Here is a 14,583-nt window from a genome sequence, read left to right on the forward strand (position 1 = left end):
TAGTGTTAATTACCTTTCTAATTCTCTCACTATATAGCCAAATAAACTCGCCTCACCAACAATATACACGTAATCGTTTTTGTTATTCATTATTGTAGGCTTATCGTCGTACCATCTAAAGTCGTGCGTTTTGTTAGTAGTAGGGTCTTTAAAGTATAAGCGAGTACAACTATCTTCATAATCAGACCCACACTCTTGTACATCAGTGAGGATATATTCCTTATACCAATAGTCGCCTTGCGTGTAGTAAGCCCATAACTCAATGGGGGCAGAGAGTAAAAAATAGAAAGTTGCATAGATTAACAAAGGGAGTATTGGGTAGGTGAAGATTAATGATAACTTCATTTTTGTATCTGAAAAGCTACCTTTAAGATGCTCCCTGTATTTACTGCAACGTCTATATTTTTTGATTACAAGTACATGGAGATAGATAAATAATGCCCCGCAAAAAATAGGAAGCGCTATATAAAAAATAGCCTCATAAATTTTATTTTCAATAAATGGTGGATCGGTAAAATCCATTAGTATAAGCGTGGCAATATTCAGAATTGGGAAGCCAATTATTGCTGCAAAGAGCAAGTTGTCATAATATTTTTTCAATGTAAATTCATCCGTGAATTATAGTTTTTTCTTAGTTTACAGAACTTTTATTTTTTACTAAAGCAGTGGCTTTAAAACAAAAAAACCTTGGCACTTTCGTGACAAGGTTTTTTATAACATAAGCTATAACGCTTAGTTAGATGTGAAGCTCACTGGACGACGTTCTTTACGAGGACCACCACGCTTATCACCGCGTTGGTTGTCTTTGTTAAAGTTGCGCTTTCTGTCGCCACTTGGACGCTCAGCGCGCTCACCACGTGGCTCAGCTGGGCCTTGATCTTTTGTTAGTGTCATACCCATTGGGCGTTTACAAATAAACACTTTTTGGAAGTGATCAAGTACATCTTTAGGCATGTTTTGCGGCAATTGTACCGTACTGTGACTGTCGTGTAGACGAATGTCACCAATAAACTTGCTTGAGATGTCCGCTTCGTTAGCAATCGCGCCTACAATGTTTTTAACCTGTACACCGTGCTCACGACCCACTTCGATACGGTAAGTATCCATAGGGCCTGCATCGCGGCTGTTACGCTCGCGAGGTTTACGCTCAGGACGGTCACCACGGCGACCACGATCGCCACGCTCGTTACGTGAATTACGCTCGTTACGAGGTTGAACCTTCACTTCTTCAACTTTAATTGGTGACTGTTGCTGTGCTAAACACAGTAACGCACCTGCTAAGTCTTCTAAAGATAAGTCTAGTTTTTGCGCCATGCTAGCAGCTACTTCATTGAAGAACGTAATGTCTTTGTTTTCAAGAGCAAGCGTAAGCTTTTCTTTTAACGCATTAATACGCTTTTCTTCAACTACTTTAGCTGTAGGTAGTTCAACTTGTGCAATTTCAGATTTAGTATGGCGAATAATATTTTTAAGCAAGTAACGTTCGTTATGCTTAACAAATAAAATCGCTTTACCAGTACGCCCAGCACGACCTGTACGGCCAATACGGTGAACGTAAGCTTCTGAGTCTTGCGGAATATCGTAGTTGATAACTAAGCTTAAACGGTCAACATCAAGACCACGCGCTGCTACATCTGTTGCAATAACGATGTTGATCATTCCGCTTTTTAAACGGTCAACCGTGCGCTCACGTGCTTGCTGGTTCATGTCACCATTAAGTGGAGCTGCAGAGAAACCTTCGCGCTCTAATAACTCAGCAAGTTGCACTGTGTCGTTACGTGTACGTACAAAAACAATAGCGCCTTCGTATTGCTCTGCTTCTAAGAAACGAACAATGGCTTTGTTTTTATGTACGTGAGCATTCCAAAACACTTGCTCAACAGATGATGTCGTTGAGTTTCTAGCAGAAATATGAACCTGTTCAGGGTTATTCATATATTTACTGCTGATGTTTTGAATTTGCTTAGGCATGGTTGCTGAGAAAAGACATGTTTGCTTTTCACGTGGCGTTTTTTCCATGATGCTTTCTACATCATCGATAAAGCCCATACGTAACATTTCATCGGCTTCATCAAGTACTAGTGCTTGTAAAGCATCAAACTTGATAGTGCCACGGTTAATGTGATCGATTAATCGACCTGGAGTAGCAACAATAATTTGTGCGCCACGACGAAGTGCGCTTAATTGAATGCTGTAGCTTTGGCCACCGTATAGTGCTAATACTTCTACACCACGAGTACCTTTTGCATATTGTTCAAATGCCTCAGCAACTTGGATCGCAAGCTCACGGGTTGGTGTGAGTACAAGGATCTGTGGCTGTTTCACAGACGGGTCAATATTGTTTAGTAACGGCAGTGCAAATGCTGCTGTTTTACCTGTACCCGTTTGTGCTAGTCCCAGTACGTCCTTTCTTTCTAGCAATAACGGTATACATTGAGCTTGGATTTCAGATGGTGTCTTGTAACCCAACTCTTCAACTGCCTTTAAAATTGCAGGAGAAAGATTTAGAGATTCAAACGTGACTGGTTCTGACATTAATACGCCTCAACGAATTTAAAGAGGCGCGCATTGTATAGGAAATACGAGGCAATTGCTTGTATAAATTACAACTAATTTGTATGTGATTGATGTTGGTCGAAATTTAACCAGTTTAAGTTTTTGATTTTTTAAACTGGTTAACAAGCTATATACATAGGGTTATTTGTATAGCCCTAGGTTTTCTTTAGCGTAGGCTTCAAATTCAGTAAATCCACCAATGTGTGTTTGATCTACAAAAATTTGCGGCACAGTTGGACAGGGTTTACCTGCAGACTTTTCTAAATCAGCTTTGCTAATACCTTCTTTGATGATATCGATATAACGAAATTTAAAATCATCACGCTCATTAGATAGTTGCTCGGCTACGTCTTTAGCACGTACACAAAAAGGGCAGCCCTCGCGGCCAAAAATTACAGTAAGCATAATACTCTCCTCAATAAATTTAGGTTCATATTAAACGATTAATAAATAATTTAAAGCGCAAAAAATCGATTGGTAAGTTCCGTTTTTATGTAAAGTCGCTTAATTTTTCATTTGCCATGCATTTTGAATTGCAATTTGCAAAAAACTCGATTGCCTTTAAGTTAAGTAGTTTTTAAACCTAATAAATTCATCGTATTAGTAATGGCAAGCAGGTGGCATATAAATTGATATTTAAGTGCATAGCCAACCTGTTAGGAATGATGATGAGTAATAACAGCCATGTACTAGAAATTATCCAAGGGGTAATTGCACGCTTTTGCAAAACAAATAACACCAATGTGCCAATTACTCTCATCAACAAATTACAGTGTAATTATATTTGTTTACAGATTGCCCCTGAGCAGATGATTATACAATGTGAGGCGTTTATTTTGCCTTCGTTAAAAGCCGCTAAAAGCAATTTTGTGCTAACAGTAGAGGCTAATTTACAGGGGGTTAATTTAAATTACTGGGTAGACTCTAACCCTGAAATGCACACCATTGACATTCATGGTTTGCTAGCAACCCGTGAGCCAATATTATCTGTCGATACAGGTAAGGAGTGGGTCAATGCATCAAGTAGTAACCCAGATTTACACCAAAGCATTCACTACTTAGCTAATTCAAGTGCACAAAACTTTGGTTTAAAACTCGCCGAGGGCAGCAACGATAATGTTTTAAATATCGAAGATGCACGTCACTTATCTGCAGAAGCGCTCGCTAACCACCTTTTAAATAATGACGAGTCACAAAGCATAAAAATTTGTGCATTTGATGCGCTCAGTGAGTTACAAGACCAACAGGTTATGTCACAGCCGGTATTAGCGTGGCCTTTTTTTGATACTGATTTAGTGCACGCGATAAATAACCTTAATACTCACAATAAATTATCAGTCCTGGTTGCTGATGATAGCTTGCCAAGTCAAGTTGCTACCAAAGTTATGCTTGAAATGCTCGGGTGCGCCGTGACGTGCGCAGAAAATGGCTCAAGTGCCTTACTCATTGCCCAGCAAGAACCTTTCGATTTACTGCTGTTAGATGAGCGTATGCCGGGAATGTTTGGCAGTGATGTAGCCCAGCAACTCATTAAGCAAAATACCCCAAACGACAATACACCAAAAGTCATTTTAACGGGCATTACTGAAGAGCAGCAAATTGCGCAGCTTTTTGAAAAAGGGGCGACTCACTATCTTCAAAAACCAGTTACAAAAGCGGTATTAGAAGAGTTTATAAAGCCTTGGCAAGCTGCCTAAAACTCTACTTAGGAGAACGCTATGAACGATTTATCAAAAACAGCTTTGCTACTTATAGGCTTTCAAAACGACTATTTTTCACCTGATGGCATTTTATATCAAGTTGTTGAAGAGTCATCGCGGGTAACCGGTGTGGTAAATAACACCTTAGCGCTGTTAGACAAATACATAGACAAATTCGCTTTAGTGCTTAGTACACCCATTCACTTTACACAAGATTACAGCGAGCTTAAAAACCCCATTGGTATTTTAAAAGTCATTGCCGAAGTCGGTGCTTTTAAAGCAAACTCGTACGGGGCGCAAGGCATTAAAGAGTTCGATAAATATGGCGAACGTATTGTGCAAATTCCAGGTAAACGAGGGCTCAATGCCTTTACTCATACAGAGCTTGCGAATGTACTCAATAACAACGGAATAACCGATATTGTTTTGGCTGGCACGGTGACCTCTATTTGTATTGATTCGACTGCACGTTCAGCTGTGGAGCTAGGTTTTAACGTGACGGTGCTTAATGACTGCACATCAAGTAGAACGCCATTTGAGCAAACATTTTACTGTGAAGACGTTTTTCCACTCTATGCCAAGGTGTGCAGCCATGCCGAGTTAGTAAATGAATGAGGCGAAAATGGAAGAAAAAGATGAGCTACAAGTACAAGTCCACTATGCGTTAATTGAGCAACTTTCAGCAAACACTCGCAGGCAAACTAAACTACTTGCTTTGCTTGATGAGTGTGTATTTGAATGCGATAAGCATTTAGTTTTTAGTTACGTCAACGAAGCGTGGCTCAATAAGCTAGGGTTTACACCGGCCATGCTTATAGGTAAAAAAATTACCTCTTTATTAGAAATTAATGACAGATTAAAGCTGTCGGCATATATTGAGTCTATTTTTGATGAGTCATTTAGCGCAAGCATAGAGCTGCAGGTTAAAAACAATGATGGGCTAAGTAATTGGTTCGAAATGCGCATAGCGTGTGACGATAACGGCGGTTTTATTGGCTCTTTACATGATATACAACGCCACAAAGATTACCAATACCTGCTCACCGAGCAACAAGTGTATGCCAAGCGACTCTCTTTAGTGGCAAGCCATACTAATAATTTAGTCATAATTACCGATCGTTTCGGTAAAATAGAGTGGGTTAATAAAAGCTTTGAAATACTGACCAGCTATAAATGTGAGGAAGTCATCGGGCTTAGCCCCGGTAAGCTATTGCAAGGACCAAAAACCAGCTCAGAATCACGCCAATTAATGGCTAAAGCGATAAAAAATGCCGAGCCATTTCAAATTGAAACAGTCAATTATGATAAGTATCAAAACGAATACTGGGTGGCTATTGATGCCACTCCGGTAAAAGACGACGATGGAAGAGTTAAGCATTTTATAGCCATAGAAACGAACATTACCCAGCGTGTAAAAGCTGAACAAGCAATGGCCGAAATAGAATATAACTACCATTCTGTGGTCGATAATATTCCTGATATTGTATTGCGGTTAGACGCGCAGGGCTGTTTATTGTTTATGAATAAAGCGTGGCAAGATTTCTTTCAAACTGACATGAATAAACACCTTGGTTTGCCCATTGCTAATTTTATAATGTGTGAGGATGTTGAAAAGTTAAATACGGCTCTCGCCAGCTATACAGATGGCAGCCGAGAAGTAAAGCGCTTGGATATTAGATTCACTAACGCACTAAACGAGCCAAACTGGGTTGAAATGACCCTTACACCAATTACTTCATTTAACGGTACACACTTAACGTCTATAGCCGCTACCGTTGTGGATATTCAAGAGCGTGTGATAGCTGAACAAATACTCTTAGAAGCTAAGCATCAGGCAGAGTCGTTGGCGGAGTCTAAAAGTCGGTTTATGGCAAATATTAGTCATGAAATACGTACACCTTTAAATGCGGTGATTGGGTGTGCTGATATTTTGCATGACACAGGGCTTACGACTGAGCAAAAACGTTACACTCAGATGATTAAAACAAGCTCAGATGCGTTATTAAGCATATTAGACGATGTATTGACATACTCGCGTTTTGAAGCACAAGCAATTTCAATTGATAATCAGCCATTTAGTCTCGACACTTGTTTAGAAGAAGCTATTGATATAGTGAGCGAAAGCGCTGTACAAAAAGGGCTTGAGCTCATTTTTGATCTGCACCCTGATGTTCCGGTTCAAGTGATTGGCGATCATGGTCGTATAAGGCAAATAGCTATAAACTTACTCTCGAATGCTATTAAGTTTACCCAAAAAGGGGCACTCATCGTCACTGCCCAGTGTGCCGAATTTAAAAACAATAAATTTACGTTGCAGCTTAGCTTCAAAGACACTGGTATAGGAATTGCTCAAAACAAACTCGACAGTATGTTTAAGCCCTTTATTCAATCTGATAATTCTATTACACGAGAATATGGCGGTAGTGGTTTAGGGTTAGCCATATGTAAGCAAATATGTGATGCTGCAGGGGGTGATATTACTGTCAATTCCCAGTTTGGTGTAGGGAGTGAGTTTATTGTTACTTACCCGTTACTCATAGACACAAGCGGGCAAGTGCAAAGGGAAGGGTTTTCTGCTAGAGCGAAAAAACCTAATGTTTGTGTGTTCAGTAAAAACTCCCCCCTAAACACAGCGATAGAGCATATGCTTACCCGCCATTCTATTGATTACTCACGTGTTCAAAGCCTATCGAAGTTAAGCTCTATTGCAACACCTGACGCTATTGTTACAACTAACAAGCGTGATTTAGAAGCAGCGCAACAATTTTTAAAAAATCACCCGCGTTTAAATGAGCCGTGCCTATTACTTATAGATTTATTAGGTAAGAGCCAAAAGGAAGAGGCACCAAGCGATGGCATGCTTAGACTAAATGGCCCCTTTAAACCTTCTCACCTCCCTAGAGCAATTGTTGCACTTGAGGAAGCGCTTTTTCACCTTAATATTATTTTTACTAATAAAAAAGAAATTTCGAAAAATACAAACACAATAAAGGCTCAACCATTTAAAGGTACACATGTACTTGTTGTTGAAGACAATAAAAATAATCAAATAGTCATTCAGCAATTTTTAGAGCAGCAAGGGTGTTTAGTAAAAATAGCTAGCAACGGACTAGAGGCAGTTGAAAAAGTTAAAACTCAAACAATAGATCTAATATTTATGGACATACAAATGCCAATTTTAGACGGTATTTCTGCGACTAAAAAAATCAGAGAATTATCTATCGTTACACCTATTATAGCGCTAACAGCGAATGCTATTCATGGCGATAAAGAGCGTTTTATTAAGGCAGGGATGAATGACTATTTAGCAAAACCAATAATTAGCAGAAAACTTAATCTGCTTTTGAATCAATACTTACCAAAACTTGATGACGTTAAACACTCTAAGCTAGAGCGTATCAATGAAATTTGGTCATTATTAAAGTAAAAAGTAACACCGTTGTATTACAGCTTAAATGAAAGCTAAATATGACCTAATAAGGCCTTACATCGATATTTAAAGTTAATGATTTTTTGAAGGTAGAAGACGTGTTTTAAAATGTACTATGAATTAATTTTTTTATTTTACTAAACCTTAAGCTGTTAACTAAACGACTAATTGGTACCTTAATACTAGTTTCTTTTGATTATAAAACTAATCTATACCTGCCCCTTTTGAATTATTTTTAAATTGGTTTGCATTTTGCAAATCAAAATGAAATTGAATTTCATAATGCAATTGGTTACTCAGCGAGTTTTTATCTTCTTCTATTAAACATATTATTTTAATTATTGATTTAAAAAGACTTAAATTTTTTATCCTCATTTAATTTAATGTGGCATGGCTTTCGCTACATAGACATCAAGTAAAGCGAAATAATCGCAGTTACAAATTTATTATATCGTCATATGATTTTAAGGTGTCTATTATGCAAACTAATACTAAAGTTAAACAGCAACCAAAAAAAATGTCTTTTGTTCTTACTCCTGAGTTAATGGTGCTGTCTATTATTATTGTTGCAGCGGTTATTGTGGGTGCAACGGCACTGAGAGGCACAGTTACTATTGAGCCTGTTAACGAAGGCAATACTGAGATGTTTACGAATAAATTTAGTAATAGTGAGTTAGACAATGCCACTATTGAAAGTGCTTCATTAAATTACGCCCAAAACATCAATAAGCAAGCTGAGCAATCAGGCTCGCAAGGTTTAAACAATTAAACAATACTTCCCCTTTAGTATTTTTTGGCTGACTCTAAGTAATTAGGTCAGCCTTTTTATTTTATGCTGATCTATAAACGCAAAACGACATTTTTTACGTGTTTTTCCTCAACTTGCGTGTCAGTGTGATTTGCAAAATGCAAATATCCCTCCAGATGATTTCAAGCTAAATAGATAAATTTAACCCATTGAAAGTATAGACTTTATTTATTCTTTTATACGTATTTTTGGTCTGTATATTGCTAATGTATAACAAGTTTATGTTTTGCCTTTATTTGTGGAGAAATTTATGAATGCGTTTAAAAGCTTAGAGCCTACCAATACGGTCAACATTGCACGCTGGCACGAACTAGAGCAAATTATGACGCATGCTATGAAAAACCATTGCTTTAATATGGTTTATCAGCCTCTTGTGTCTTTAACTAGTGGTCAACTAGTTGGCTTTGAGTCTTTAGTACGTTGCGAATCTTCACGCTATGGTGCGGTTGGCCCCGACGAATTTATACCGCATGTGGAGCAATCAGGCATGATTTTAGATTTGGGGGATTGGATTTTCAAGCAAACACTGAGTGACTTAAGCGAAATGAGAAAGATAGGTATGGACGATATAACTATTTCACTAAACATTTCACCTATACAAATTATTGAAGGGAATGTGTTCTCTAAAGTAATGACTTTACTCGATAAATATCAGATAGATCCAGCGGCCATAAAAGTAGAATTAACAGAAACAGCGTTAATCAAAAGTCCTCAACGTATAGCCAAAACATTTGAGCATTTTCACAAAGAAGGGGTGAAAATTTGGCTAGACGATTTTGGTACGGGCTATGCTTCGCTGGGGCTTTTACGGCAGTTTAATATTGATGGGCTAAAAATAGACCGTAGTTTTATAAGCGGTATTACAACTAACAATGAGGACTTTACGTTGTGCAGCGCAATTATCGCTATGGCGCAAAGGTTAGGCCTTGAAACCATTGCTGAGGGAATTGAACATCGTGAGCAATTACAGATATTAGAGCAGCTAGGGTGTGATGTCGCGCAGGGTTACTTACTCGGCAGGCCAAGTAGTTTAGCTAATAATACGGCGACTTGGGTAAAAATGTAACTTAACTGAATGTTTCAATTTGCAAAATGCGAAAAACGACTTACTCTAAAAGTATAAACCTAGTGAAGCATTACATTACAATAATAAATAAAGGCCTGATATGCCAATACCAGAAGAACATATAGACAACACCATTACTCAAGCACATGTGCTAGCGCAATTAGAGCAAGATGTTGGCTCACTCACTTTAGTAAGGCTGGTAAATTTATTTATTACTGAATTAGAGGAAATGCGACTTCGACTTAAACAAGCTATTGATGAGCAAGATGAAGATAATATTAAAGATATAATGCACGTACTTAAAAATTCTGCCGCGCTTTACGGTGCTTTAACACTGGCAGCCCTAGCTAGCCAGTTACATGATTACCCACCAGTTACCATTGAAGAAAATATCCATGCTGCCCAAATCGTTCAACATAATCTAGAAAAAACCCATGCTGCATATCAAGTTATTGCACAAAATATTACTTAAAAGGTTCTGCTATGAACGATCCTCAAGAAAAAGCACTGATTTATATTGTTGAAGATAGCATTGCAAGTGGGGCTCTATACGCGAGTCAACTAGAGCAGGCTGGCCATGAATGCCGGCACTTTACCGATGGTTATTCAGCCTTGGTTGCTATAAAAGACACGATGCCCGACGTTATTGTGCAGGACGTTTGTTTACCCGATATTAGTGGCTTAGAGGTGCTTCAGTTTGTAAAAAAACAGGAAAAGCCAGCGAATGTCGTGATGATCACCTCAAATAGCTCTATTGATGTAGCTGTTGAGGCAATGCGCTTAGGAGGCTTTGATTTTTTAGAGAAACCGTTTTCAGGGCAGCGCTTAGTAAGCGCAGTTGATAGTGCGCTTTCACAGAAAACCACTCCTGCTGTTAAAGTTCAAAAACAAAAAGCACCAAGCACGTCAGCATTTATTGGTGAGTCACTCGCAATGCAAACAGTGTTTAGGCTTTTAGATAGTGCAGCACGAAGTAAAGCATGTGTTTTTATTACTGGTGAAAGTGGTACAGGGAAGGAGGTGTGCGCGCAAACGTTACACGCCACGAGTCCAAGAAATGAAGGGCCGTTTATAGCCATTAACTGTGCTGCTATTCCTGGAGAGCTATTTGAATCCGAGTTTTTTGGTCATGTAAAAGGGGCTTTTAGCGGCGCGTTAAGTGATAGAAAAGGCGCTGTAGAAGTGGCAAATGGTGGCACTTTATTTTTAGATGAGTTGTGTGAAATGGAGCTTAATTTGCAAGCTAAACTATTACGTTTTTTGCAAACAGGCGCGTTTAATCGAGTAGGCAGTAGCGAGGTTTTACACAGTAATGTTAGGCTAGTGTGCGCAACAAATAGAAGTCCCGTAGTTGAAGTTGCTGAAGGGCGTTTTAGGGAAGATTTATACTACAGACTTAATGTTATTCCTGTAAAATTACCACCGCTGCGTGAGCGAGCTGGCGATATTATGTTGCTTGCAAAGCATATTTTAAAACAAAAAAGTGAAAGTAACGCTAAGTTGTTCCATCGTTTTTCAAAAGAAGTTGAAAATCTTTTTTGCAACTACGATTGGCCCGGTAATATTCGTGAGCTGCAAAATGTTATAGAAAATATAGTTGTTATTAATGATGGTGAAATTGTTGAGCTAGATATGCTACCAAGCTCATTCGGTGTTAATTCTGCTATTCCAAGCAAAAATACTAGCCCATCTCAATCTTCAGAGCCATTACAAACTAACTCACTTATGGGCGTGCACGACATAGAGCCCCTTTGGCAGGTTGAAAAAAGAGCAATAGAGTCGGCAATAGCGGTATGCGATGATAACATACCACTTGCTGCGGCCTATTTGGGTGTAAGCGCCTCGACTATTTACAGAAAAATAAAAGGCTGGAGTTAGCTTCACGCTTCTTCCTTACACCTGCTTGGGGTTTATACTGTACTAATTGCTGCTTAAAAAAAGCAAGGTGCCTGTTTTATCTAACATTTTATTATTCTGCTCATAGCTTATAATTCTCTTAATCACATTAAACAAGGCTGCTTAATAAAAGCGAATCGCCTGCCATTTTGTTTTCAGTTACATTTTCTTGGTTGAAATAAAAAAAGACACCCTAAGCTCTATTACTACACCCTAAGTTTAATAGTAAAAGGAGATCACAATGAGTAACGTTAATTTACAGCCAGCAAGTGTAATGCAGCCTTTAGTGGTATGTGATTTAGATAACAACAACGTGAATTTAGTTGACCGCGTAAGCGACAAACCTTGGAAAATGATAGTGGTGTACAGAGGACAGCATTGCCCTAAATGTACCGAGCAACTCAACGAGCTTGCAACCATGCATGACGAGTTTGCCAACGCAGGGGTAGAAGTTGTAGCAGTAAGTGGCGATGGCGAAGCGCAGCTTAAAAAGCATCTTGAAAAAATAGACGTAAATTTCCCTCTTTATTACAATTTGACCATGGAGCAAATGACAGATTTAGGCTTATACATTAGCGAGCCGCGTAGTGATGCTGAAACAGATCACCCCTTTGCTGAGCCTTGCATTATTGTTTTAAACGAAGATAACCAAGTGCAAATGCTTGATAAATCAAATAGTCCATTTGTTCGCCCAAGCCTTAAGCAGTTACTAAGCGGTATTAAATTTTCACGCGAAAACGACTACCCAATTCGCGGTACTTTTATTAAGTAACATGTACTGAGTAATTTGTTGAATAGACGATGAGGGCACATTTTTGTGCCTTTTTCATTTTTTTTCACTTTTTTTAATAAAATTACTTGAAAACTATTTTACTGCCCATAAATAGTTTAGTGAGGACGCCTGATGGGTCCCAAAAAATACAGAAGTTATTGAAATTTATATTATTAATTTAATTGTGTTGTACTTGTTCAAACGAAAAGTAACAACATTATATCGCTTAAATATGAGGATATTATTATGCGTACAGTAGATTTATCACCACTTTATCGTTCATTCATCGGCTTCGATCATTTAGCATCTTTAATGGATGCGGCAGCGCGTACAGACAAGCAGCCTAGCTTTCCCCCTTACAACATTGAAGCGCTCGATAAAGACAAATACAGAATCACTATGGCCGTTGCTGGCTTTAGTGAAAATGAACTGACCATTGAGTCAGAGAACAACACTTTAAAAGTTGCAGGCACTAAACCAAATAAAGATGAAAATGCAGAACGCAAGTTTATTCATCAAGGTATAGCAGAGCGTAACTTTGAGCGTAAGTTTCAACTAGGGGATCATGTAAAGGTACTTGGTGCCGATTTAGCTAACGGTCTGCTCAGCATTGACCTAGAGCGCGAAATTCCGGAAGCACTTAAACCTCGCAAAATTGAAATTGGCGCTAGCAACCTAATTGAAGGTAAGTAATCGCTAGTTTATATTTTTTTGATTGTAGCCGCCTAAGCTTAGGCGGCTTTTTTTTTATAACTCATTTATATGCGTTAGATAATAATTCGCTTGGTCTAAGGTCTGTTGTTGGAGCTCAGGCGCTTGTTTATCCCAGTTTCTATATACCATGCCGATGCGTGGATTTTTTTCAAGTAGTGCGCGGTGTTTGTCCATAAATTGCCAATATAAGCTATTGTAAGGGCACGCCTTATCACCTACTTTTTGTTTAACATCGTAGTGACAGTTTTTGCAGTAATCACTCATTTTATTAATGTAATTACCACTGGCTGCATAGGGTTTAGTGGCAATAATACCCTCATCTGCAAATTGGCTCATACCACGGGTGTTAGGCATTTCAACCCATTCGATGGCATCAATATAAACCCCTAAATACCACTGGTCGACCTCATTAGGGTCAATGCCTGTTAATAAGCAAAAGTTCCCAATGATCATTAACCGTTGAATATGATGAGCGTAGGCGGTGTCTAAGCTCTGTGTTAAAGCATGACTTAAACAATTCATTTTTAAATCACCATCCCAAAAGTAATTCGGTAACAACTGCTTTGCCTGTAATTGATTTTTTTGTGCATAGTCGGGCATGTTTACCCAATATATACAGCGGACGTACTCACGCCAACCTAGGATCTGCCTAACAAAGCCCTCGACTTGAGAAATCGAAATTGTATCAGGGTGAGCATTATACTCGTCAATTACACGTTTAATAACGTACAGCGGGTGGATTAGTTTTGCATTCAAAGCAAACGATAAACGGCTATGGTACAAGCTTGCGTTATTGGCGACTTGATCGGTCATTGCATCTTGAAACTGGCCAAAGCTTTTTAATAGGTGGGTGCAAAAATACTCTAAACAGGTTTTTGCTTGGTTGCGTGTAAGCGGCCACGGGAGCTGCTTTGGGTTTATTTGACCAAAGTAATTTACGTTATGTTTTTTAAGTCTGCTAATGATAGTGCTAACATCGTTATCAAATACTTTTGGCGGGGGAATAGCGTTTAAATCTGCTTTTTTAAACTTATTTCTGTTTTTACTATCAAAGTTCCATTGTCCTCCTTGTGGGCTACTCCCATCCATAAGAATATTGTATTGTTTGCGCATAGCACGGTAAAAGTGCTCCATAGTCACATGTTTGTTTTTTTCAAATCGTTCGTTAATACGTTCAAATGGCAGCAAAAAATGTTCAGTGTCATAGGCTTTAACGGTAAAAGGTGATTCTTTCTTAAACTTGCTCAGCTGTGCTTTGAGCCTGTATTCATCAGGGTATTGATAATGTATTTCACTGCATTGGTACTGTTTAGCTATTCGCGCAATCAAGTCGGGTAAGGTTTTGTCTTGGTGGGTATCATCAAGGGTAAGGTGAAGTGTGCTGTAATTAGCGCTTTGTAAAGCCGTAGCAAAACGCTCCATCGCATAAAAAAAAGCACATAACTTTTGCACATGGTGCTTAACATAGCAGGTTTCTTGATTTAACTCGGCGATTAAATAAAGCGTATCAGGGCTTTTTTCTTTAAACCACGAATGTGAAGCATTGAGTTGATCACCTAATATTAGGCGCAAAACCTTAAAACGAGACATAAACCACCTAAATTTAGTTGTACGTAAAAATCGACAACATAGATCTAGAAA

Annotated in this window: 13 protein-coding genes; 9 read left to right on the top strand and 4 right to left on the bottom strand. The window is 38.6% G+C overall.

Annotated features, from left to right (window positions below; translation table 11 throughout):
- Positions 1-9: 9 nt before the first annotated feature.
- From AN393_RS20500 to AN393_RS02280, 3 genes are all read right to left on the bottom strand, one after another.
- The gene (locus tag AN393_RS20500; RefSeq protein ID WP_235575939.1) at positions 10-345 is read right to left on the bottom strand and encodes a hypothetical protein; all 336 of its coding nucleotides are present in this window, start codon (positions 343-345) and stop codon (positions 10-12) included.
- A gap of 387 nt (positions 346-732) precedes the next feature.
- Complete coding sequence (locus AN393_RS02275; protein ID WP_055017198.1) at positions 733-2,535, bottom strand: DEAD/DEAH box helicase; 1,803 nt, start codon at positions 2,533-2,535, stop codon at positions 733-735.
- Between the two features lie 162 nt (positions 2,536-2,697).
- Positions 2,698-2,961: a GrxA family glutaredoxin gene (locus AN393_RS02280; protein WP_004587283.1), complete on the bottom strand. Its 264-nt coding sequence runs from the start codon at positions 2,959-2,961 to the stop codon at positions 2,698-2,700.
- A gap of 263 nt (positions 2,962-3,224) precedes the next feature.
- Between AN393_RS02280 and AN393_RS02285 the strand changes: the two genes are divergently transcribed.
- From AN393_RS02285 to AN393_RS02325, 9 genes are all read left to right on the top strand, one after another.
- Positions 3,225-4,253 (top strand): response regulator, encoded by a 1,029-nt coding sequence (locus AN393_RS02285; protein ID WP_055013999.1) that lies wholly within the window; start codon positions 3,225-3,227, stop codon positions 4,251-4,253.
- A gap of 21 nt (positions 4,254-4,274) precedes the next feature.
- Positions 4,275-4,871, top strand: coding sequence for an isochorismatase family cysteine hydrolase (locus tag AN393_RS02290; RefSeq protein ID WP_055013998.1), 597 nt, complete (start codon positions 4,275-4,277; stop codon positions 4,869-4,871).
- Positions 4,872-4,878: 7 nt separating this feature from the next.
- The gene (locus AN393_RS02295) at positions 4,879-7,683 is read left to right on the top strand and encodes a PAS domain-containing hybrid sensor histidine kinase/response regulator (protein WP_055017289.1); all 2,805 of its coding nucleotides are present in this window, start codon (positions 4,879-4,881) and stop codon (positions 7,681-7,683) included.
- Positions 7,684-8,164: 481 nt separating this feature from the next.
- Positions 8,165-8,455 (top strand): hypothetical protein, encoded by a 291-nt coding sequence (locus tag AN393_RS02300; protein WP_055017199.1) that lies wholly within the window; start codon positions 8,165-8,167, stop codon positions 8,453-8,455.
- Between the two features lie 289 nt (positions 8,456-8,744).
- On the top strand, positions 8,745-9,560 hold the full coding sequence (locus AN393_RS02305) for a bifunctional diguanylate cyclase/phosphodiesterase (RefSeq protein WP_235575940.1): 816 nt from the start codon (positions 8,745-8,747) through the stop codon (positions 9,558-9,560).
- Between the two features lie 100 nt (positions 9,561-9,660).
- Entirely contained in the window at positions 9,661-10,032 is a 372-nt protein-coding gene (locus AN393_RS02310; RefSeq protein ID WP_055013996.1) for an Hpt domain-containing protein, read from the top strand.
- Positions 10,033-10,043: 11 nt separating this feature from the next.
- Entirely contained in the window at positions 10,044-11,438 is a 1,395-nt protein-coding gene (locus tag AN393_RS02315; RefSeq protein WP_055017200.1) for a sigma-54 dependent transcriptional regulator, read from the top strand.
- A 259-nt stretch (positions 11,439-11,697) separates the two neighbouring features.
- Positions 11,698-12,228 carry a peroxiredoxin-like family protein gene (locus AN393_RS02320; RefSeq protein ID WP_055017201.1) on the top strand — a complete coding sequence of 177 codons (531 nt, stop codon included), beginning with the start codon at positions 11,698-11,700 and terminating at the stop codon, positions 12,226-12,228.
- A gap of 246 nt (positions 12,229-12,474) precedes the next feature.
- Entirely contained in the window at positions 12,475-12,921 is a 447-nt protein-coding gene (locus AN393_RS02325) for an Hsp20 family protein (RefSeq protein ID WP_055013993.1), read from the top strand.
- Between the two features lie 54 nt (positions 12,922-12,975).
- On the opposite strand, the gene AN393_RS02330 is transcribed toward AN393_RS02325, so the two are convergent.
- Entirely contained in the window at positions 12,976-14,532 is a 1,557-nt protein-coding gene (locus AN393_RS02330) for a cryptochrome/photolyase family protein (RefSeq protein WP_055017202.1), read from the bottom strand.
- Positions 14,533-14,583: the final 51 nt, after the last annotated feature.

Source organism: Pseudoalteromonas sp. P1-25, assembly GCF_001401805.1.
In the GTDB taxonomy this organism is placed as follows: domain Bacteria; phylum Pseudomonadota; class Gammaproteobacteria; order Enterobacterales; family Alteromonadaceae; genus Pseudoalteromonas.

Bases quoted from the DNA above. Each gene is read 5' to 3' on its own strand.
- AN393_RS20500 (WP_235575939.1), bottom strand. From the start codon at position 345: ATGAAGTTATCATTAATCTTCACCTACCCAATACTCCCTTTGTTAATC.
- AN393_RS02275 (WP_055017198.1), bottom strand. From the start codon at position 2,535: ATGTCAGAACCAGTCACGTTTGAATCTCTAAATCTTTCTCCTGCAATT.
- AN393_RS02280 (WP_004587283.1), bottom strand. From the start codon at position 2,961: ATGCTTACTGTAATTTTTGGCCGCGAGGGCTGCCCTTTTTGTGTACGT.
- AN393_RS02285 (WP_055013999.1), top strand. From the start codon at position 3,225: ATGAGTAATAACAGCCATGTACTAGAAATTATCCAAGGGGTAATTGCA.
- AN393_RS02290 (WP_055013998.1), top strand. From the start codon at position 4,275: ATGAACGATTTATCAAAAACAGCTTTGCTACTTATAGGCTTTCAAAAC.
- AN393_RS02295 (WP_055017289.1), top strand. From the start codon at position 4,879: ATGGAAGAAAAAGATGAGCTACAAGTACAAGTCCACTATGCGTTAATT.
- AN393_RS02300 (WP_055017199.1), top strand. From the start codon at position 8,165: ATGCAAACTAATACTAAAGTTAAACAGCAACCAAAAAAAATGTCTTTT.
- AN393_RS02305 (WP_235575940.1), top strand. From the start codon at position 8,745: ATGAATGCGTTTAAAAGCTTAGAGCCTACCAATACGGTCAACATTGCA.
- AN393_RS02310 (WP_055013996.1), top strand. From the start codon at position 9,661: ATGCCAATACCAGAAGAACATATAGACAACACCATTACTCAAGCACAT.
- AN393_RS02315 (WP_055017200.1), top strand. From the start codon at position 10,044: ATGAACGATCCTCAAGAAAAAGCACTGATTTATATTGTTGAAGATAGC.
- AN393_RS02320 (WP_055017201.1), top strand. From the start codon at position 11,698: ATGAGTAACGTTAATTTACAGCCAGCAAGTGTAATGCAGCCTTTAGTG.
- AN393_RS02325 (WP_055013993.1), top strand. From the start codon at position 12,475: ATGCGTACAGTAGATTTATCACCACTTTATCGTTCATTCATCGGCTTC.
- AN393_RS02330 (WP_055017202.1), bottom strand. From the start codon at position 14,532: ATGTCTCGTTTTAAGGTTTTGCGCCTAATATTAGGTGATCAACTCAAT.